This is a genomic window from Paenarthrobacter sp. NPDC092416 (assembly GCF_044755025.1).
Taxonomy (GTDB): Bacteria; Actinomycetota; Actinomycetes; order Actinomycetales; family Micrococcaceae; genus Arthrobacter.
This window is the reverse complement of record NZ_JBIVQG010000016.1, coordinates 38,208-56,964: the sequence shown is the minus strand read 5'-3', so window position 1 is coordinate 56,964 and position 18,757 is coordinate 38,208. Positions and strand designations below refer to the sequence as shown.

The window sequence follows — 18,757 nt, the reverse complement described above, 5'->3', positions numbered from 1 at the left end:
GTCGTGAGGAAACCGGTATAGATGAGTAGTGTTCTGACAATCCGCGGTGGCGTCCCGTTGACCGGGCGAGTAACCGTCCGCGGTGCCAAGAACCTTGTGCCCAAGGCAATGGTGGCAGCCCTGTTGGGCAGTGAACCATCGGTGCTGCGGAACGTGCCGGAAATCAAGGATGTTGAGGTTGTCACCAGCCTGCTGCAGCTCCACGGGGTGACCGTGGTGAAGGATGCGGCGACGGGTGATCTCACTTTGGATCCCAAGGATGCTAAGACGGCGTCCAGCACCGCGATCGACGCTCATGCGGGCGATTCGCGAATCCCGATCCTTCTGTGCGGCCCGTTGATCCATGCGATCGGCGAGGCTTTCATTCCCGACCTCGGCGGATGCAAGATCGGTGATCGGCCGATCGACTACCACTTGAACGTGCTGCGCCAGTTCGGCGCGGTTGTGGAGAAGCGTCCCGGCGGTATCCACATTTCCGCTCCGCACGGTTTGCATGGGGCAAAGATTTCCCTCCCGTACCCCTCGGTTGGCGCCACTGAACAGGTTCTCCTCAGTGCCACGCGCGCGGAAGGCATCACCGAACTCAGTGGTGCCGCAACGGAGCCCGAGATCATCGACCTGATCGCCGTGCTTCAGAAAATGGGCGCCATCATCAGTGTCCAGACGGATCGCACCATCCGGATCGAAGGCGTCAAGGACCTGGGCGGCTACAACCACCGGGCCCTCGCAGACCGCAATGAAGCTGCGTCCTGGGCTTCGGCCGCCTTGGTTACCCGGGGCGATATCTTCGTTGAGGGTGCCTCGCAGCGTGACATGATGACGTTCCTGAACACCTACCGCAAGGTGGGCGGCGGCATGGACATCGGCGACGACGGCATTCGTTTCTACCACCCGGGCGGCAAGCTGACCCCGTTGGTGCTGGAGACCGATGTCCACCCCGGTTTCATGACCGATTGGCAACAGCCGCTGGTGGTCGCGCTGACCCAGGCGGAGGGTGTTTCGATCGTTCACGAGACCGTCTACGAGAACCGATTCGGGTTCACCGATGCGCTGGCTCGCATGGGCGCCAATATCCAGGTTCACCGCGAATGTCTTGGCAGCGTCCCGTGCCGGTTCGGTCAGCGGAACTTCCTGCACTCCGCCGTCATTTCGGGTCCGACGCCCCTCCGCGGTACCGAGATCGACATCCCGGACCTCCGCGGCGGCTTCAGCCACCTGATCGCAGCACTGGCTGCCACCGGAACATCCCGTGTCACCGGCATTGACATCATCAACCGCGGCTACGAGCGTTTCACCGAAAAGCTGGCTGGCCTGGGCGCCGATTTCGATATCACTGAGACCAAGTAGCGGGGGACCCTTTGAAGGAATCGGCCAAGAGCCGTGCCACGTTCATGTTCCTGGCGGGCCTTGCCCGTCCGCTGATGAACCTCCTGATGGCCAAAAAGTGGGAAGGGCTTGAAAAGCTCCCCGCCGGCGGGTTCATCGCCGCACCCAACCACTGCACCGAGATCGACCCCGTCGTCATCGGACACATGTTGTACAACCAAAAGCGTCCGCCGCACTTTCTGGCCAAGGCAGGACTCTTCAAGGCGCCCGTGTTGGGCGCCTTGCTGCGCGCAACGACGCAGATTCCGGTGGAACGTTCGACGGCGGGGGCGAACCGCTCGCTGCAAGTCGCCAAAGACGTGGTGGATGCAGGCGGAGCTATCATCATTTATCCCGAGGGAACCCTGACCCGCGATCCTGATCTGTGGCCCATGAAGAGCCATACGGGTGCAGCCCGCCTTGCGCTCCAGACTGGGGCGCCGGTAGTTCCCATGGCACATTGGGGCGCCCAGGAAGTCTTCCCGCGCTATGCCAAGTCCTTTCATATTTTCCCCAGGAAAACCGTCCGTGTGCTGGTCGGCGATCCCGTGGACTTGAGCGCTTTCAAGGACCGTCCAATGGACCGGACCACGCTGTCCGAAGCCACCGACGTCATCATGGACGCGGTCACAGCGCTCCTGGCCTCCCTGCGAGGCGAGGAACCCCCAGCGGAACGTTGGGATCCGAGCAAGAACAACCAGGCCAAGCACGGCCGCTTCGTGGAACGCGGTTCTGCGCCGGCCAAAGGCAAAGCCACCGACCCCGTGGCAAGCGATGCCGCCGATGTCCAGGGCGACGCAGACGAAACGGAGGGCGGCAAGTGACAGCTCTCGGGAATCCTGCGTTCGCCCCAACCACCATTGCAGTCCTTGGGGCCGGTTCTTGGGGCACGACGTTCGCCAAGATCCTCGCGGACGCTGCCGCAGCCACAGGCGCGGAGCGTTCCATCAGGATCTGGGGACGCCGTGTGGAAGTCGTTGAGCAAATCAACGCGTCCCACCGCAACGAGCAGTACCTCAAGGAGATTGAGCTCCCGGCCGCCGTGACGGCTTCCACTGACGTGGAGGAGGTCCTCCGGGACGCCCAGGTGGTTGTCTTGGCTGTTCCCGCCCAGTCGCTTCGGCCGCAATTGGGTGCTTGGAAGCGGTTTCTGGCTCCTGATGCGATCGTCGTGTCGCTGATGAAGGGGCTTGAACTTGGCACGGATGCCCGCATGAGCGAGGTCATCGCGCAGGAGCTGGGAATTCCGGAATCGCGTGTCGCTGTGGTGTCAGGCCCCAACCTGGCCATGGAAATTGCCAGGGAACAGCCCACTGCGTCCGTCGTTGCGTGCAGCGACGGACCAACCGCTGCAGCCATTGCGCTGTGCTGCACGGCACCCTATTTCCGTCCGTACACCAGCACCGATGTGGTGGGCGTCGAAATCGGTGGGATCGTCAAGAACGTCATCGCACTCGCCGTCGGCATTTGCGAAGGTCGCCAGATGGGTGACAACACCAAGGCCTCCGTCATTACGCGGGGGCTCGCCGAAACATCCCGGCTTGCACTGGCACTTGGCGGGGAAGCGCAGACCATGGCCGGCCTCGCTGGCCTGGGCGATCTTGTTGCTACGTGTTCGTCGGCGCTGTCACGGAACCATACGGCAGGGAGACTGCTTGGCGAGGGACTCACCCTTGATGAGGTGAATGCCCACATGACACAGACCGCGGAAGGCATCAAGTCCGGCCACGCCGTTCATGAGCTGGCGGGAAAACTAGGTGTAGAAATGCCCATCACGGCTGCCGTCGTTGCCGTGCTTGAAGGCAAAATGTCCGTTGATGACCTGGGGCCTCGGCTGTTGGCCCGGGCACTGAAGTCCGAAGGCGACTACTGATGGTGACTGAAGAAACCACTTCCCCGACCGGCCGGCGAACCCGGGTTGCGATCCTGTTCGGTGGGCGTTCCAGCGAACACGCCGTTAGCTGCGTTACCGCGGCCGGCGTGATGGGCGCCATCGACCAGAGCAAATACGAGGTGGTGCCGATCGGCATTGCCAAATCGGGACAATGGGTCCTGGCCTCAGGAGACACCAGCCAATGGTCCCTGAGCTCTGCAGCCCTGCCTGAGGTTGCACCGTCGGGCAAGACGGTCACGCTGGCCGAAGTCGGCGGAGAGCACCAGCTGATAGTGACCGAACCCAACACAGTGCCGCAGGAACTTGGTTCCGTGGACGTTGTGTTCCCCTTGCTTCACGGTCCATGGGGCGAGGATGGGACCATCCAAGGGCTCCTGGAATTGTCCGATACCCGCTATGTGGGCGCTGGAGTCCTGGCATCGGCGGTCGGGATGGACAAGCACTTCATGAAGGTGGTCTTCGAATCCGCCGGACTGACCGTGGGACCCTACGTTGCCGTCACGGACCGCGAATGGCTCACCGACGCCGAAGCCGTCCGGAAACGTGTCGACAAGCTTGGCTTCCCGGTCTTCGTCAAGCCTGCCCGCGCGGGCTCGTCCATGGGAATTTCCAAGGTGGATTCGCTGGAGGGCCTGGATGCAGCCATTGAGGAAGCCCGTCGCCATGACCTGAAGCTGGTCATTGAGGCAGGCATCGTGGGCCGCGAGATCGAATGCGCGGTCCTTCAGGGTCGCGGCACAGAAGCCCCCCGGACGTCCATGCCTGGCGAAATCGCGGTTGCCGCCGGCGAGCACCAGTTCTACGACTTCGCCGCCAAATACGTTGAAGACGGCGCGGCTGCTTTGAGTTGCCCGGCGGACATGCCGGACGAGGCCATTGCGCGGGTGCGTGAACTGGCCGCAGTCGCGTTCGATGCCGTGGGTGCTGAAGGACTAAGCCGGGTGGATTTCTTCTACACTCCGGCCGGAGACCTGATCATCAACGAAATCAACACCATGCCGGGGTTCACCCCGAAGAGCATGTACCCGCAGATGTGGGCGGCGTCCGGTCTGGGTTACGCCGAGCTGATCGATGAACTCATCCAGCTGGCGCTGACGCGCAAGACCGGCCTGCGCTAACCCAAGCACGTAACGGATCGGGGCCGTTTTGAGCCTTCAAAACGGCCCTGATCTGCGACCCGGTTGGGTGCCCTACTTGGTGGAGGGCAGGTTCTGCAGGTCTTCCTGGCCCACGCAATGGCGGGTTGCTTTGATCTTGCCGGCCGCTGCCGCGAGGTCGGCGAGGACGGTGGCGGAGCTGATCTTGTCCGGATCCATGAGGATCTCGGTAGCCGGTTCGCGTCCGAACGTCGTCAGCGTATAGAAGGGCTCGCCTTCCTTGATGACCCAGTCGACGTCGTTCACGCTGACACATCGGTCCGTGGTGGGGCCAGGCGGGTTCACTCCGCAACGCAGGATGACCTGCGAGGGGTCTCCCCATGCAGCTGTCGCCTGGCTGTTGGTTTTGCGCAGGGAGGCATCGCCGATCGCATCCGGCAGTGCCACCATCATCGGTGCGCACGCCGGATTGGCGGCGTCCGCTGCCGCGGTCACATCCACGGTGGGTGAACATGCTGACAACGCAAGGACGGCTACTGTCGCCAAAGTGATGGGCATGGCGATCCGGCGAAGGGACTTTCGGTGCATTCATCCAGCCTATCCCGCACACATGGGCCGCCCGGACGGTACGTAGCACCGGTCACATTGGTGCTGCCGTTGCTTCGGGAGGCCACGGCGCTATTCTGTCCGTGGATCGCGATAGCGTAGTGCCGTGCCCCTAGAAGAACTGACCGTTGCCGATCTCTCCGAGTCCGAGCTCCTTGCCCGGATCTTTCCGCGCCTGAACCAGAGCCCCAGCATTCTGTTGGGGCCAGGAGATGATTCCGCCATGGTTGCGGCGCCGGATGGGCGCATGTTGATCTCCATTGATACCCAAACCCAAGACCAGGATTTCCGGCTGGAGTGGAACAACGGATACCGGACCACCGGGTTCGACGTCGGGTGGAAGTCCGCGGCGCAGAACCTGAGCGACATCAACGCCATGGGCGGCAGCGCCACGTCGTTGGTCGTTAGCCTGACCATGCCGCCGGATACACCGGTGGAATGGGTGGAGGGCTTCGCAGATGGCCTCACGGCAGGGATCGTTGGTCTGGGCGCACCGGACTGCTCTGTTGCCGGGGGAGACCTCGGGAGGGGCCGCGAGATCGCGGTGACTGTCGCCGTCGTCGGAACCCTGGACGGACTTCTGCCCGTCCTGCGCTCCGGAGCAAAGCAAGGGGACGTCGTGGCCGTGGCCGGAACCCTGGGGCGGGCTGCCGCAGGACTGGCGCTGCTGGAGAGCCATATCCCAGTCGTAAGCCTGACAGCCGCCCAGCGCGCGCTCCTGGACAGCCAGTGCAGGCCCGTGCCGCCGTTGGCAGCCGGCCCACTTGCTGCGCGCAACGGCGCAACGGCGCTGATGGATATTTCGGATGGCTTGCTGCGAGACGCTGGCCGGCTCGCCGTTGCCAGCAACGTGGTGCTTGATTTTGATCCTGTGGCGCTGGCGCAATACGCGCTGGCCCTTGAACCTGCGGCCGCAGAGCTGGGGCGTGACGCCATGTCCTGGGTTTTGGGCGGGGGAGAAGACCATGGGCTGCTCGCCACCTTCCCAGCTGGAATTCAGCTGCCGGAGGGGTTCACTGCGATAGGCTCAGTGCAGGCCGTTGCCCCGTCACAAGGCAGCGGTGTCCGGATTGCCGGGCAAGCTGCCGACACCGTGGGATGGGATCATTTTGCAGACTAAGATCGCCGCCAATGCGCATGCGATGAAACGTTGGCTCGGCAAAACGGAGGTGGTCCTTGGCAACCATAGCGACCGCCTCAATGCGATCAACATTTTTCCCGTAGCCGACGGCGATACCGGCACCAACCTGTACCTCACTGCCCGCGCGGCCGTCTCGGCACTCGCGGGCACATCGCCGGACGCCACGGAAACAGGTAACGACGTCGGGGCCCTCCTTTCGCGCGCCGGTCAGGCTGCCATGGAGCAAGCACGCGGCAACTCGGGCACCCTCTTCGCCGTTTTCCTGTGCGCTGCCGCGGAGCCGCTGGCCGGCAAATCCCGGCTCAGCGCGCCGCTCCTCGCAACAGCGCTCAACAGGGCACAAATCCGAGCGTGGTCAGCGCTCAGCGATCCCGTCTCGGGGACCATGCTCTCAGTCCTGGAAGCTGCCGCGCGTGCAGCCCAAGCTGTCGACTCCGCGCAGGGCGGCGACGACAGCAACCATTCACTGGGCCTTGCTTTGGACGCGGTAGTGGAAGCTGCCCTGCAGGCCGTTATCCGAACAGAGAACGAACTTGCTCCCTTGCACGAAGCACACGTGGTGGATGCCGGTGGCGTCGGCATGTTGCTGGTGTTGGATTGCCTGCGCTCCGCCGTCCTGGGGGAGGAATTGCAGGACGAACTCCTTGAGGGCCTGCACGGTTACAGGCTCCAGGATCCCCACATCCACGAGCACATGCCGGCCGATGACGGCGTGGAGGTCATGTGCACTATCAACCTCTCCCCGCTGGCGGCTGCCACGCTTCGACAGCGTCTCGACGAGATGGGTGACTCTGTGATTATGAGCCAAGTGGGCAGCACGGCGAGCCTCGATGACGACGAGTCGGAAGGCGAGACCAGCTACCGTTGGCGCGTTCACGTCCATGTTCCGGACCCCGAGCCGGCAGTGGCACTCATTCGTTCCCTGGGCGACCCCACAGACATCGCAGTCAGCCAGTTGGCGTTGCCCCGTGAAGCCGGTGGAGAAACTGCGGACCATGAAGATTCCGGTACCACCGCAGGCCAGCCACGGCATGAACTCTGAGCTTGAACTGCCCCTGGAACGCAGGATCGGTAAGCGCTCTGCAGCGGTCATTGAAAAACACCTCAGTCTGAGGACCACGGGGGCGCTGCTGAACTACTTCCCGCGCCGCTACCTGAGCCGGGGAGAGCTGACGCCCATCAGCAACCTTCCTCTGGACGAAGAAGTCACCCTGATTGCCCGCGTGTTGTCCAACAGCACGAGGCAAATGCGGGCGCGGCGTGGTTCCATCACGGACGTTGTGGTCACTGATGAAGCCGGTGGAAGCCACAGCACTCTCAAAGTCAGCTTCTTCAACGGATTCCGGGCCAAAGCCGAACTCCTCGCGGGACGCCGCGCCATGTTCTCGGGCAAGGTGAGCCGGTACGGGGGCGCCCTGGGCCTGACGAATCCGGACTTCCTGCTCCTGGATGAAGACCCGGACGCCCATGGATCGCTGGACCCCGAAAAGCTGGCTGCCATGCCCATCCCGGTGTATCCGGCAACGGCAAAGCTGACCAGTTGGTCGATCCACAAGGTGGTCACAGCCTTGATGGAGACCATGGACTTGGACGCGTTGGAGGACCCCCTTCCTGCCGGAATCGTCCAGAGGGATGGGCTGCTGAGCGTAGCCGAGGCATACCGTCTTATCCACTCTCCGGATACAGCCATGGACTGGCAGCGGGCGCAAGAGCGGTTCCGCTATCAGGAAGCGCTGGTCTTGCAGACCGCTTTGGCGCGACGCCGTGCGCAACTTGCCGCGGAAGAGGCCACAGCTCGCCGGCCACGTTCCGGAGGGCTGCTGGGCCAGTTCGACCAGAACCTCCCGTTTACTCTTACGGCAGGCCAGTCGGCCATCGGCAAGACACTGTCAGAGGAACTTGCCCAGGACACCCCCATGAACAGGCTGCTCCAGGGGGAGGTCGGTTCCGGCAAGACCATCGTGGCCCTCCGGGCGATGCTCCAAGTGGTGGACGCCGGGGGACAAGCGGCGTTGTTGGCGCCCACGGAGGTCCTCGCCGCACAGCACTTCGATTCAATCCGCAAAACGCTGGGTCCTTTGGCGCGCGACCACCTTTTTGGTGGTGCCGGGATGCTGGGCGGAGAAGCCGGCCCCGATGCAGTGCAGGTGACACTGTTGACGGGTTCCATGCCCACGGCGGCACGCAAGCAGGCCATGCTTGATGCTGCCTCGGGAAATGCCGGAATTGTGATTGGAACCCACGCACTTCTTTCGGACAAGACCAGCTTCCAGGACCTCGGCTTGATTGTGGTGGATGAACAGCACCGTTTCGGAGTTGAGCAGCGCGACGCCTTGCGTGCCAAGGCCCAGCGGCCGCCGCACTTGCTGGTCATGACGGCCACTCCTATTCCCAGGACCGTTGCCATGACCGTGTTCGGCGACCTGGAGACCTCCATCCTCGATGAGCTCCCCGCGGGCCGTGCTCCAATTTCCACGCACGTTGTGGGATTGGCGGAGAACCCCGGCTGGGCGGACCGCATCTGGAAGCGTTCGCGCGAGGAAGTCGACGCCGGGCACCAGGTCTATGTGGTGTGCCCCAAGATCGGCTCGGACGACGACGGCGATTTCAGTCCGGGTGAAGCGGAACCCAGCGACGCGGAACTGTCGGACGAAGGGTCCGCTCGCGAACTGGCGTCCGTGACGTCGGTAGTTGATAGCCTGCTGCAGGAGCCGAGCTTGGCCGGCGTCCCCGTGGCGCCGCTGCACGGCCGCCAGGATCCGCAGCTGAAGTCGGAAACCATGGCGTCGTTCGCGGCCAACCAGACCAAGCTCCTGGTTTCCACCACCGTCATTGAGGTGGGCGTGGATGTCCACAACGCCACCATGATGGTGATCCTTGACGCGGACCGGTTCGGCATTTCACAACTGCATCAGTTGCGTGGCCGCGTGGGCCGTGGGGGGTTGCCCGGCACGTGCCTGCTGGTCACGACACTGGAACCCGGCCATCCAAGCCGGCGCCGGCTGGATGCAGTCGCGTCCACTACAGACGGCTTCGAGCTCTCGCAGGAGGACCTCAAACTGCGGCGGGAAGGTGACATCCTGGGAGCTTCGCAATCCGGTGGTCGCTCTACGCTTAAGCTGCTCCGTGTACTGGAACACGAGGACATCATTGCCCGGGCGCGTGCTGACGCCCAGGGGCTGGTGGCGCAAGACCCTGCACTCGAGCATCAACCAGTGTTGGCCGCGGCCATCGACGAATACTTGAACCCCGAGAAGGAGGCGTTCCTTGAACGCGGATAGAGAGCTTTACGCGGCAAGGGACTCCCGGCCGTCCGGCCGATCAGGTGTGGCTGCTGCATGAGCCGCATTATTGCCGGGGTAGCCGGTGGCAATCCTCTGTCCAGCGTGGCGGGGACTGCCACCCGGCCCACCACTGACAGGGTCAAGGAGGCCTTGTTCTCCCGTCTGGAGGCGCTTGCCGTCATCGACGACGCCCGGGTGCTGGACCTCTATGCCGGTTCCGGGGCCCTGGGGATCGAGAGTGCCAGCCGCGGTGCACGCAAGGTGGACCTCGTGGAGTTCGATGCCCGAGCCTGCGACGTTTGCCAACGCAACGGAGACCTCGTCAACCAGATCCTGGGCGGTAAGGCAGTCTCAGTGCATCGTTCCAAGGTGGAGTCCTTCCTTGAACGGGCTGCAGAGGCCACGCTGTGGGACCTTGTCTTCCTGGATCCGCCCTACCCCCTCGACGAGCCCGCGCTCAGTGCAGTGTTGTCCAAGCTGGCGCCGCATCTGGATGAGGGCGCCGTGGTGGTTGTGGAACGTTCGTCGCGGAGCCCTGAGCCCTTGTGGCCGGAGTCCATGGAATGCTTCGCCGACAAGAAGTACGGTGAGACCAAGCTGTGGTTCGCTGAACCCGCCTAGCCGCTGATCTTGTCCAGTTCGACGCCGGTCAGGACCGCGGCCGGGTGGGGGCCGCGCGCCAAGAGCTCCGCTGTCCACTGTTGCGGCCATGGGGCCTGCGTTCCCACCAGGATGATGTTGCCCGGGTATCGGCCGTCGAACATCCCTGCCTCAGAGAACGCCGCAACATCCGGCATTGCCTGACGCATGGCGGCTACTTGGCTTCTGACGAGGGAGAGCGCCGGTTCATCGCCGACGTTGACAATCAGCACGCCCTCGGGCCGGAGGCGGTTCCTGGCCTCTTCGTAAAATTCCTGGCAGGCAATGTGGGCAGGCGCCTCGGGTCCGGAGAAGATATCAAGGATCACGACGTCGAACCTTGACTCGGCGGGCAGCTCCGCCAGGGCATCGCGTGCGTCGCCGATGTGTGTGTGCAATCGGGTGCCCGCAGGCATCGGCAGGTATTGGAGGACGAAGTCCAGCAGTTCACGCTCGAGTTCTACGGCGTACTGTTCCGAACCCGGACGCGTGGCTTGGATATAGCGTGCCAAGGTGAGTGCGCCCGCCCCCAAATGGAGAACGGACAAGGCCCGTCCTGTTGGTGCCGCCAGGTCAACCACATGGCCGATCCTGCGCAAGTATTCGTAGAAGATCTCGGCGGGTTCGGCCAGATTGACGTGGGACTGTTCAGCACCACCGATCGCCAGGATGTAGGCGCCCTCAACCAGGGTGTCGCGATCTATGACGGCATGCTGGCCTGTGGTGCGAAGGAACCGTGAGGCCTCGTGATGGCCTGCGCCCGCGCGGCTCAGAGCTTTTCCCGGAGGGTAGCGAGGCGTGCAGCGGCCTCTACCAGGACATCGGTCTTCTTGCAGAAAGCGAAGCGCAGCAGGCTGCGGGTTCGCTCAGCACCTTCGGGGTGGCAGAAGACAGGGACGGGAATTGCCGCGACGCCAACCAATCCGGGCAATCGGCGCGCCAGGTCAACAGAATCACTGATGCCCAGTGGAGCGGTATCAACGTTGATGAAGTAGGTGCCGCTCGGGTTGTAGACGCCGAAGCCGGCTGCCCGGAGGCCCTCGGCAAGGATGTCCCGCTTGCGCTGCAATGTTGCGGCGATGCCTGTGTAGAAGTCATCTGGAAGGGCAAGTCCCAGGGCGATTGCACTCTGGAACGGTGTGCCGGAGCTGTACGTCAGGAACTGCTTGACGGTACGCACCGCTGCCACCAGATGCTCGGGGCCGCTGAGCCAGCCGATCTTCCAGCCGGTGAAAGAGAAGGTCTTGCCTGCAGAGGAAATGGTGATGGTCCGCTCGGCCCCTCCTGGCAACGTGGCCACCGGGATGTGGGCTACGCCGAACGTGAGGTGCTCGTAGACTTCGTCGCTGACGATGATGGCATTGTATTTGGCTGCCAACTCAACAACCTTTGCCAGGACGTGTTGCGGGAAGACGGCACCGGTGGGGTTATGGGGGTTGTTCAGCAGGACAACCTTTGTGCGGCCGCTGAAGGCGCCTTCCAAGGCCTCAAGGTCCGGGAGGAAGTCCGGAGCGAGCAGTGGAGCGGTGACGTGTTGCGCCCCAGCCATTCCAATGATGGCGCCGTAGGAGTCATAGAAGGGCTCGAAGGTCAGCACTTCGTCGCCCGGCTGGATGAAGGCGAGCAGCGAAGCGGCAATCGCTTCGGTGGCTCCCGTGGTCACGATGACTTCGGTCTGTGGATCGGGTGTCAGACCGTAGAAACGCTGTTGGTGTTCGGACACAGCTTCCCGTAATGCCGGGATGCCCTTGCCGGGCGCGTATTGGTTGGCGCCCGAAGCGATGGCTGCCTGGGCTGCGGCCTTGATCTCTGCCGGCCCGTCTTCGTCAGGGAACCCTTGCCCGAGGTTTATTGCCCCGGTGGCCACGGCCAGGGTGGTCATTTCCTCAAAGATGGTGACGCCCAGGTTTCCATCGGGTGAAAGGAGGTTTGCTCCGGTGGCGGCCCGCTGCCACGGTGCTGCAGAATCAGCAGGTGCGGTGGTCGTCTTGATGGATGCGGAGCTGCCGGGGGGTGCCATGTCAGCCATGGTATCCCGGTGAAGCTATGGGGTAGGTTCGTTCCATGAGACGTGCGGTATGCCCTGGATCCTTTGACCCCATCCACAACGGACATCTCGAAGTCATCGCCCGGGCCGCTGGCCTGTTTGACGAAGTCATCGTGGCCGTGTCCACCAATTACACCAAGAAGTACCGGTTCAGCCTGGAAGATCGAATGGAGATGGCCCGGGAGACACTGGCGTCCCTCAGAGGCATCATCGTCGAACCAATGGGGGAAGGACTTCTTGCGGAGTATTGCCGCCATCGCGGAGTCTCGGCCATCGTCAAGGGCCTGCGCTCGTCCTCGGATTTCGACTACGAACTGCCCATGGCCACCATGAACCGCCAGTTGACCGGCGTCGAAACGGTGTTCCTCCCTGCAGAGTCGCATTATCTCCATTTGTCCTCCACCTTGATCAAAGAGGTGAATGTCCTTGGCGGGGACGTCTCCGACTTCGTTCCCAAATCCGTGCTGAAGCGGTTGCTCGCTGGCGAGCCTGGCGCAGAACCGCCGCGGAAGGGGTAGGCTTGACGGGTACCTCGCAGCATCATGCGGAGTGTCCCAGCTGAAAACCAACGTGCTTTCTGTGCGCCTGGCGCCGGTTTGAGTCCTCACGCGTGATCAGGCTAAGATGGTACGTCGGTCATATGTTCTACAGGAGTTCTCATTAAGCGAGATGCAAGTTCGCCCTTGGCGCTGGTAGTCAAGGACCTTGGACGCAGTCCAGGGACCATGCGGACACTCAATGAACATGTACCCGCGCCAAGTGACCTTGGTGTGGCGCTCATTGGCGTGAAGGAAGGCTCGGAAGTCGAGCTGGATCTTCGTCTTGAGGCCGTACACGAAGGAATTCTGGTATCCGGATCCGCGATTGTCGAAGTTACTGGCGAATGCGGTCGATGCCTGGATCCCCTTGCGTATGACCTTGAAGTCAATGTGCAAGAACTTTTCTTCTATGAGGGCGTTGAGCTTTCGGACGAAGAAGACGATGAAGAGCAACGTCGAGTCGAGCACGATCTAATCGATCTTGAGCCGGTGTTGCGGGACGCAGTTGTAACCATGCTGCCGTTCCAGCCGGTGTGCCGGGAAGACTGCCAGGGCCTTTGCTCCGAATGTGGAGCGCGCCTGGAAGACGAGCCGGGGCACCACCACGAGGTCATGGATCCTCGCTGGGCTGCCCTAGCTGATCTGGCTAAGACTGACCGGCAAACTGATTAGTAAGTGTTGGACTAAGAGAGAAATGAGATAGCCGTGGCTGTTCCCAAGCGGAAAATGTCTCGCGCAAATACACGCGCCCGCCGTGCCCAGTGGAAGGCAACTGCCCCCAACTTGGTCAAGACGATTGAAAACGGACAGGTTACGTACAGCCTGCCGCACCAGGCAAAGGTCGTTACCGACTCCGCCGGCACTGCGCTGTTCCTTGAATACAAGGGCCGCAAGGTCGCTGACGCCTAATCTGCCTACTGGCTGACAAAGGATGTCTTCAACTGAAGAGCTTCTGAAGCGTCTCGGTGTCTCCATTGACACCGAGACGCTTCGTCTTGCTCTGACACATCGCTCATATGCGTATGAGAATGGCGGGATCCCCACCAACGAGCGCCTCGAGTTCCTCGGCGATTCGATCCTGGGTTTCTCCGTGACGGACTCGCTGTACCGCGAGAACCCCGCGCTGCCCGAAGGCGAGCTCGCCAAGCGGCGCTCCGCCGTCGTGAGCACCCGCGCCCTGGCCGGAATCGGCCGGGAACTCGGCATTGGCGAGTTTATTTACCTCGGTCAAGGCGAGAAACTTACCGATGGCAAAAACAAGGCCTCCATCCTGGCCGACACCATGGAAGCCTTGATCGGTGCCACATACCTGTCCAACGACATCGAGACTGCCCGCCAGCTGGTCATGCGGCTCGTTGGCCCGCTTCTGAAGGATGCCGGCGCCCTTGGTGCGGGAACCGACTGGAAGACAAGCATCCAGGAACTGACGGCCAGCCGGCAGCTGGGTGCCATCCACTATGCGGTGGAAGGTTCAGGACCGGACCACGCCCGCACGTTCGAGGCCGTCCTTAACATTGGTGGAACTCCTTACGGACGCGGTTCCGGCCACTCCAAGAAGGAAGCCGAGCAGGAAGCTGCGGCCGATGCTTGGCGTGCACTGACGGCCTTGGACCAAACGCCTTCCGCGTGAGCGATGCCTGAACTTCCCGAAGTAGAAGTCGTTCGGCGCGGTCTCGCGCGGTGGGTCCGCGGGCGCACCATTACGGGCGTCGATGTTCTGGACCAACGCTCCATCCGACGTCACAGCCTTGGCGCCGAGGACTTTGTGGGCAATCTGGAACACGCTACCGTGCTGGATGTTGTCCGGCGCGGCAAGTTCCTTTGGATGCCTCTGGCCATGGAGGTGGCCGACCTTGTGGACCAGGCTCCTGGACCTGAGGCGGATGCCCCACTTCCCCGCGTCGCCCTCATGGCACACCTTGGCATGAGCGGACAACTCCTCATGCAGGATCCGCACGTCCCCGACGAGAAACACCTCAAGGTCAGGATCCGGCTTAGCGCCGCCGAAGGCATGCCCGAACAGCTGCGTTTTGTTGACCAACGCATTTTCGGGGGACTGTTCGTGACCTCCTTGGTTCCTACTCCCGACGGCGGTCCAGGCGGCTTGGGTGAAACGCCGCTGCCCGAGATCGCGGAGGAAGCAGCGCATATTGCCCGGGATCCCTTGGACCCGCACTTCTCCTTCGATGACTTCTACAGCAAGATCAAGTCTCGGAAAACCGGACTCAAGCGCGCTTTGCTGGACCAGTCGGTCATTTCGGGGATCGGCAACATCTACGCGGACGAGGCTTTGTGGCGTGCGCGGCTGCATTATGCGCGGGCGACCGATACCTTGCGCCGTCCGGATGCGGAACGGCTGATCCAAGCCGTCAAGGACGTGATGGATGCTGCCCTGGCGGCAGGGGGAACAAGTTTTGATTCCCTGTATGTGAACGTCAATGGCGATTCAGGGTATTTCGCTCGATCGCTTAACGCCTATGGGCGTGCCGGTGAAACCTGCGGCCGCTGTGAAGCGGCGGGCCTGCACAGCATCATTAAACGTGAGCAATTCATGAACCGTTCTTCCTACACCTGCCCGGTTTGTCAGCCGCGGCCAAGGAATGGACGCTGGTAGCGCCAAAACTGTTCCGGAATCGGGATGGCAATGGCAGACTGTCCCCATGAAATCCTTGGTGATTCGGATCGCCATTGCTTTGGTCTTCAACGCCATCACACTGTGGGTGGCGTCAGTTCTTCCCGGGGTCCGTTTGGGCGCCGGGTTCCTTTGGGCCGTCGTGGTTTTCACGGCGGCCACGCTTCTGATTAAGCCCTTGATCCTGGCCTTCTTCCGCCGTCGCCGGGACGCGCAGGCGGACCGGCGCACGTGGCTGGTCACCAAGGCCCTGACCGTGGCGGCAGGCCTGCTGGCAACCTTGGCTATCCTCATCCTCACCAGCATCTTCTCCAACGGATTCGCCATCAGCGGGATCGTTGGATGGGTGGCCGCTACGGTGGTCATTTGGTTGGCGTCATTTATCTATGACTTCGTCGACGACGGACTCGAGTCCAGGGCACATCAGCTCCTCGGCGGCACAACAAGCGCGGCGGGCACGGGTAAGCCATGATGGCGCGGCGGTTGGTGATTGTGGGCATCTGCCTCGCTGTGATTATTGCCGCCGTCGCTATCGTGCTTGACCAAATGGCGAAGCCAGGCCCAAGTGCCGCCCAGAATTCGGCCTCGTCGTCCAGTCCCAGCGCATCCGGGACCTCAGCTCCGTCAAACGGTGCGGCCACGCAGAGTCCCGGCAGCCCGACGTCAGACGCGTCTGCGAGCGGTCCGGCGGGGAGCGGCGAGACTCCAGCGCCAACCGCCAAGCCCCTGGAGGTCCTGCCTCCGGTGACCGCCAGCCCTACGGGACTCCCTGCGCCGACCGAACCGGCGCCGTTGGTCACAGAATTGCCTGATCCTGGCTCGGCGCAGGGTGAACTGGTGGATGGGTGGCCGGGAAATATTCTGGTGCTGCCTCCTGGGACAACCATCGCATCCACCGGTATTTCCGTATCAGGCGACAGGTTGCAGCTGACGGCTGACGGAATCGTGGATTTGACCCAGGACGAGGTGTTGGGCTCCTTCACCCAGTCCCTGGCCGCACACGGCTTCTGGACCGAGCCCGCGCCAGCCGTAGAGGGCGCCCAAGCAGCAAGGTTCGTGCGGGGCACGGACACCGTGACGGTTTCGGTGTCCACCACGGGAACGGGCGCTTCGCGCTTCCAGCTTTTGGGCAGCCTGCATACGACGGCGAACTAGGGGCCCGCATGTATATCTCTCTCTCGGACCGCAGCGGCGGCAAGCGGGATAAGCCATCAGGCACCCGGACGGCACTAACCACCGAAGTGCCGTTTCGTTTGTCCCCGGTCATTCTTTGGCTCGGCATCGTGAGCATGGTGACGGACGTTTCCTCCGAGTCGGTCACGGCGATCCTCCCGCTCTACATCACCGGTTTCCTGGGTTTGTCCACCATTGCGTTTGGCTTTATCGACGGAATCAATCAAGGTGCCAGTGCGATCGTGAGGATCGCTGCCGGCTGGGCCGCGGATCGCAGCGGCCATCCCAAACGCATAGCCCTCGCCGGTTACGGACTGTCCATGGTGGCCAGGATCGGTTTCCTGTTCGCTGGTGGATTTTGGGCGATCGCGGCAATCGTGACCGGTGACAGGATTGGCAAAGGCATCCGAACAGCGCCGCGGGATGCCCTCATCACTGTCTCGGCGCAACCGGAGCATTTGGCACGGTCGTTTGGTGTCCACCGCATGCTGGACAACATCGGTGCTGCCGCTGGTCCTTTGATTGCCTTCTTTGTGCTGCTCATGATTCCCAATGGCTTCAGCACGGTCTTCGTTGTCTCCTTGGCGTTCGCAGTGATCGGGGTTGCTGTCCTCGCGCTCGTTGTTCCGGACCTGAGGGCACACGGACGTATGGTTGCAAACAAGGCAGCGGCGGGGGACGAACGCCGGCTCTTTGCCTTCTCCTGGCGCCATTTCAAGGAACCGGGCCTCGGCAAGCTCCTTATTGCTGCCGGGCTCCTTGGCTTGTTGACCGTGGGTGACGGCTTCATCTACTTGGTGCTGCAGAACAGAGATTCCTTTGCAGTCCAGTGGTTTCCCCTCCTCTTTGTAGGGACCAACGTGGTGTTCCTGGCTTTCGCCGTTCCGCTGGGCCGGTTGGCCGACCGGGTGGGCAAGGTGCCGGTCTTCGTCGGAGGACATGCGGTCCTGCTGCTCTGTTACCTGCTGGCTGCTGCCCCGTGGGGCGGACTCTGGGCGACCCTGGGGTGTTTGGTCCTCCTGGGCGCCTTCTATGCCGCAACGGACGGCGTGCTGGCCGCACTGGCCAGCCAACTGACGCCCGCAGGAAAGCTGGCCACCGGCATCGCTTCCGCTCAGACTGTGGTGGCGCTGAGCAGAATGCTGGCCTCCGCCGGTTTCGGTGTGCTCTGGTATGCCGTGGGTGCCTCCACCGCCATGCTCGTTGCCGCAGGGCTGCTGGCATGCGCAGTTGTTGTGGTCATCTTCATCCTGCCCGGGGCCAAGTCCGGGATGGGCAGGGCATGAGCAGTACGGTAACCGGAGGCAAACTGCGGTGGGGCATTCTGCTGGCGGTCACGGCCCTGGTGTTGGCGGCAGCCGGGGTGTACGCCGTGGGCGCCTACCAACGTTTTGAGGAGAGCCGCACTGCCGCACCTTCCGTCGGTGTCACCGCGGGCCAGGCGCTGCCGGAAGTACCTTTCGTACTGTTTAGGAACACGGCCAGCGGGCAGGGTTATGGGAACGCCGCGACGGTTCCCTTGTCCGCGCCGTCCGGCACAAGAGCCGTGAGTGAGCGGGCCTGTGACCGTGTGTACGGGACATCTGCCACCATCGTCTGCCTGACAACGAAGCGCGGCCTGGTGACGGCCTTCGAAGCTGCCGTCCTGGACCGCAACTGGAAGCAGGAACGTGCTTGGGCGGTTCCCGGCATCCCGAGCAGGACGCGAATCAGCCCCGATGCGAGCATGATTGCCACCACAGTTTTCGTTTCCGGCCACTCCTATGCCGTTGCCGGGTTTTCAACGGCCACCGAGATCACTACGCAAAACGGTGGAACCGGCAACCTGGAAGATTTCGCCCTGATGGTGAATGGAGAACGACTGGTAGCCACCGACCGCAACATCTGGGGCGTGACGTTTGTACCCGGCCAAAGCGACGTTTTCTACGCGACGGCTGCATCGGCCGGGCGGATTTGGCTTGTACGGGGGAGTATCTCAGCCAAGACCCTCACGGCCGTCCACGACAATGTTGAGTGCCCGTCCGTGTCGCCTGACGGCATGAGGATCGCGTACAAGAAGAACGACGCCGGGCCATTGGACGCGCATTGGAACGTCGCTGTTCTCGACCTCGCTACGGGACGGGAAACGGTTCTCTCCGAGAAGCGGAGCGTTGACGACCAGATCGAATGGCTGGATAACCAGACGTTGCTGTACGGGCTGCCGCACGACGGCACAGACGGCGACAGCGATATCTGGGAGCTGGGCACGGATCCGGGATCCGACCCCAAACTTTTCATCGAACATGCTTGGTCGCCGAGCGTGGTTCGCTGAAACCTTCACACATAACTCCGGCCCGCGTG

The 18,757-nt window shown here is 62.7% G+C and carries 21 protein-coding genes; 18 read left to right on the top strand and 3 right to left on the bottom strand.

All coding sequences use genetic code 11. The annotated features are described in order from the left end of the window. Positions 1-21: 21 nt before the first annotated feature. From murA to ACIQC5_RS21510, 4 genes are read left to right on the top strand one after another with little or no spacing between them, the layout of a single operon-like run. Positions 22-1,347, top strand: a complete 1,326-nt coding sequence (murA, locus tag ACIQC5_RS21525; RefSeq protein ID WP_400287120.1) for a UDP-N-acetylglucosamine 1-carboxyvinyltransferase — start codon at positions 22-24, stop codon at positions 1,345-1,347. An 11-nt stretch (positions 1,348-1,358) separates the two neighbouring features. Continuing rightward, on the top strand, positions 1,359-2,189 hold the full coding sequence (locus ACIQC5_RS21520) for a lysophospholipid acyltransferase family protein (protein WP_400287119.1): 831 nt from the start codon (positions 1,359-1,361) through the stop codon (positions 2,187-2,189). Then, positions 2,186-3,238 (top strand): NAD(P)H-dependent glycerol-3-phosphate dehydrogenase, encoded by a 1,053-nt coding sequence (locus ACIQC5_RS21515; RefSeq protein ID WP_400287117.1) that lies wholly within the window; start codon positions 2,186-2,188, stop codon positions 3,236-3,238. The genes ACIQC5_RS21520 and ACIQC5_RS21515 overlap by 4 nt, the downstream gene beginning before the upstream one ends. After that, positions 3,238-4,377 carry a D-alanine--D-alanine ligase family protein gene (locus ACIQC5_RS21510; protein ID WP_400287115.1) on the top strand — a complete coding sequence of 380 codons (1,140 nt, stop codon included), beginning with the start codon at positions 3,238-3,240 and terminating at the stop codon, positions 4,375-4,377. Before ACIQC5_RS21515 ends, ACIQC5_RS21510 begins: the two co-directional genes overlap by 1 nt. Positions 4,378-4,449: 72 nt before the next feature. On the opposite strand, the gene ACIQC5_RS21505 is transcribed toward ACIQC5_RS21510, so the two are convergent. After that, positions 4,450-4,944: a DUF3515 family protein gene (locus tag ACIQC5_RS21505; protein WP_400287113.1), complete on the bottom strand. Its 495-nt coding sequence runs from the start codon at positions 4,942-4,944 to the stop codon at positions 4,450-4,452. Between the two features lie 124 nt (positions 4,945-5,068). Here ACIQC5_RS21505 and thiL point away from each other — a divergent pair, with 124 nt between their 5' ends. From thiL to rsmD, 4 genes are read left to right on the top strand one after another with little or no spacing between them, the layout of a single operon-like run. Next, positions 5,069-6,082 (top strand): thiamine-phosphate kinase, encoded by a 1,014-nt coding sequence (gene thiL / locus ACIQC5_RS21500; RefSeq protein WP_400287112.1) that lies wholly within the window; start codon positions 5,069-5,071, stop codon positions 6,080-6,082. A 22-nt stretch (positions 6,083-6,104) separates the two neighbouring features. Beyond that, positions 6,105-7,145, top strand: coding sequence for a DAK2 domain-containing protein (locus ACIQC5_RS21495; RefSeq protein ID WP_400287110.1), 1,041 nt, complete (start codon positions 6,105-6,107; stop codon positions 7,143-7,145). After that, on the top strand, positions 7,135-9,384 hold the full coding sequence (locus ACIQC5_RS21490) for an ATP-dependent DNA helicase RecG (RefSeq protein WP_400287150.1): 2,250 nt from the start codon (positions 7,135-7,137) through the stop codon (positions 9,382-9,384). Before ACIQC5_RS21495 ends, ACIQC5_RS21490 begins: the two co-directional genes overlap by 11 nt. Positions 9,385-9,423: 39 nt before the next feature. Further along, positions 9,424-10,008, top strand: coding sequence for a 16S rRNA (guanine(966)-N(2))-methyltransferase RsmD (rsmD, locus tag ACIQC5_RS21485; RefSeq protein WP_400287149.1), 585 nt, complete (start codon positions 9,424-9,426; stop codon positions 10,006-10,008). Here rsmD and ACIQC5_RS21480 read toward each other — a convergent pair. Next, a complete protein-coding gene (locus ACIQC5_RS21480) occupies positions 10,005-10,658 on the bottom strand; it encodes a spermidine synthase (RefSeq protein WP_400287148.1) in 654 nt (217 codons plus the stop codon). The two genes, rsmD and ACIQC5_RS21480, sit on opposite strands and share 4 nt — an antisense overlap. Between ACIQC5_RS21480 and ACIQC5_RS21475 the strand changes: the two genes are divergently transcribed. After that, positions 10,608-10,766, top strand: a complete 159-nt coding sequence (locus tag ACIQC5_RS21475) for a hypothetical protein (RefSeq protein ID WP_400287108.1) — start codon at positions 10,608-10,610, stop codon at positions 10,764-10,766. The genes ACIQC5_RS21480 and ACIQC5_RS21475 overlap by 51 nt on opposite strands. A gap of 29 nt (positions 10,767-10,795) precedes the next feature. Here ACIQC5_RS21475 and ACIQC5_RS21470 read toward each other — a convergent pair whose 3' ends face one another. Further along, on the bottom strand, positions 10,796-12,055 hold the full coding sequence (locus tag ACIQC5_RS21470) for an aminotransferase class I/II-fold pyridoxal phosphate-dependent enzyme (protein ID WP_400287106.1): 1,260 nt from the start codon (positions 12,053-12,055) through the stop codon (positions 10,796-10,798). 35 nt (positions 12,056-12,090) lie between these two features. Between ACIQC5_RS21470 and coaD the strand changes: the two genes are divergently transcribed. The 9 genes from coaD to ACIQC5_RS21425 all read left to right on the top strand — a co-directional run bounded on the left by coaD (position 12,091) and on the right by ACIQC5_RS21425 (position 18,728). After that, positions 12,091-12,591 carry a pantetheine-phosphate adenylyltransferase gene (gene coaD, locus ACIQC5_RS21465; protein ID WP_400287105.1) on the top strand — a complete coding sequence of 167 codons (501 nt, stop codon included), beginning with the start codon at positions 12,091-12,093 and terminating at the stop codon, positions 12,589-12,591. Positions 12,592-12,756: 165 nt separating this feature from the next. Beyond that, entirely contained in the window at positions 12,757-13,284 is a 528-nt protein-coding gene (locus tag ACIQC5_RS21460) for a YceD family protein (protein ID WP_400287104.1), read from the top strand. Positions 13,285-13,317: 33 nt separating this feature from the next. Beyond that, positions 13,318-13,521: a 50S ribosomal protein L32 gene (gene rpmF / locus ACIQC5_RS21455; protein ID WP_011775139.1), complete on the top strand. Its 204-nt coding sequence runs from the start codon at positions 13,318-13,320 to the stop codon at positions 13,519-13,521. A 22-nt stretch (positions 13,522-13,543) separates the two neighbouring features. After that, positions 13,544-14,242, top strand: a complete 699-nt coding sequence (rnc, locus tag ACIQC5_RS21450; RefSeq protein ID WP_400287102.1) for a ribonuclease III — start codon at positions 13,544-13,546, stop codon at positions 14,240-14,242. A 3-nt stretch (positions 14,243-14,245) separates the two neighbouring features. Continuing rightward, positions 14,246-15,226, top strand: coding sequence for a bifunctional DNA-formamidopyrimidine glycosylase/DNA-(apurinic or apyrimidinic site) lyase (mutM, locus tag ACIQC5_RS21445; RefSeq protein WP_400287100.1), 981 nt, complete (start codon positions 14,246-14,248; stop codon positions 15,224-15,226). Between the two features lie 46 nt (positions 15,227-15,272). Beyond that, on the top strand, positions 15,273-15,716 hold the full coding sequence (locus ACIQC5_RS21440; RefSeq protein WP_400287098.1) for a hypothetical protein: 444 nt from the start codon (positions 15,273-15,275) through the stop codon (positions 15,714-15,716). Next, positions 15,713-16,399 carry a hypothetical protein gene (locus tag ACIQC5_RS21435; protein WP_400287096.1) on the top strand — a complete coding sequence of 229 codons (687 nt, stop codon included), beginning with the start codon at positions 15,713-15,715 and terminating at the stop codon, positions 16,397-16,399. The genes ACIQC5_RS21440 and ACIQC5_RS21435 overlap by 4 nt, the downstream gene beginning before the upstream one ends. Positions 16,400-16,407: 8 nt before the next feature. Continuing rightward, positions 16,408-17,703, top strand: a complete 1,296-nt coding sequence (locus tag ACIQC5_RS21430) for an MFS transporter (RefSeq protein WP_400287095.1) — start codon at positions 16,408-16,410, stop codon at positions 17,701-17,703. Further along, complete coding sequence (locus tag ACIQC5_RS21425; RefSeq protein ID WP_400287093.1) at positions 17,700-18,728, top strand: TolB family protein; 1,029 nt, start codon at positions 17,700-17,702, stop codon at positions 18,726-18,728. The genes ACIQC5_RS21430 and ACIQC5_RS21425 overlap by 4 nt, the downstream gene beginning before the upstream one ends. Positions 18,729-18,757: the final 29 nt, after the last annotated feature.

Bases quoted from the DNA above. Each gene is read 5' to 3' on its own strand.
- murA (WP_400287120.1), top strand. From the start codon at position 22: ATGAGTAGTGTTCTGACAATCCGCGGTGGCGTCCCGTTGACCGGGCGA.
- ACIQC5_RS21510 (WP_400287115.1), top strand. From the start codon at position 3,238: ATGGTGACTGAAGAAACCACTTCCCCGACCGGCCGGCGAACCCGGGTT.
- ACIQC5_RS21505 (WP_400287113.1), bottom strand. From the start codon at position 4,944: ATGCACCGAAAGTCCCTTCGCCGGATCGCCATGCCCATCACTTTGGCG.
- ACIQC5_RS21495 (WP_400287110.1), top strand. From the start codon at position 6,105: ATGAAACGTTGGCTCGGCAAAACGGAGGTGGTCCTTGGCAACCATAGC.
- ACIQC5_RS21490 (WP_400287150.1), top strand. From the start codon at position 7,135: ATGAACTCTGAGCTTGAACTGCCCCTGGAACGCAGGATCGGTAAGCGC.
- ACIQC5_RS21475 (WP_400287108.1), top strand. From the start codon at position 10,608: ATGGCCGATCCTGCGCAAGTATTCGTAGAAGATCTCGGCGGGTTCGGC.
- ACIQC5_RS21470 (WP_400287106.1), bottom strand. From the start codon at position 12,055: ATGGCTGACATGGCACCCCCCGGCAGCTCCGCATCCATCAAGACGACC.
- coaD (WP_400287105.1), top strand. From the start codon at position 12,091: ATGAGACGTGCGGTATGCCCTGGATCCTTTGACCCCATCCACAACGGA.
- rnc (WP_400287102.1), top strand. From the start codon at position 13,544: ATGTCTTCAACTGAAGAGCTTCTGAAGCGTCTCGGTGTCTCCATTGAC.
- mutM (WP_400287100.1), top strand. From the start codon at position 14,246: ATGCCTGAACTTCCCGAAGTAGAAGTCGTTCGGCGCGGTCTCGCGCGG.
- ACIQC5_RS21440 (WP_400287098.1), top strand. From the start codon at position 15,273: ATGAAATCCTTGGTGATTCGGATCGCCATTGCTTTGGTCTTCAACGCC.
- ACIQC5_RS21435 (WP_400287096.1), top strand. From the start codon at position 15,713: ATGATGGCGCGGCGGTTGGTGATTGTGGGCATCTGCCTCGCTGTGATT.
- ACIQC5_RS21430 (WP_400287095.1), top strand. From the start codon at position 16,408: ATGTATATCTCTCTCTCGGACCGCAGCGGCGGCAAGCGGGATAAGCCA.
- ACIQC5_RS21425 (WP_400287093.1), top strand. From the start codon at position 17,700: ATGAGCAGTACGGTAACCGGAGGCAAACTGCGGTGGGGCATTCTGCTG.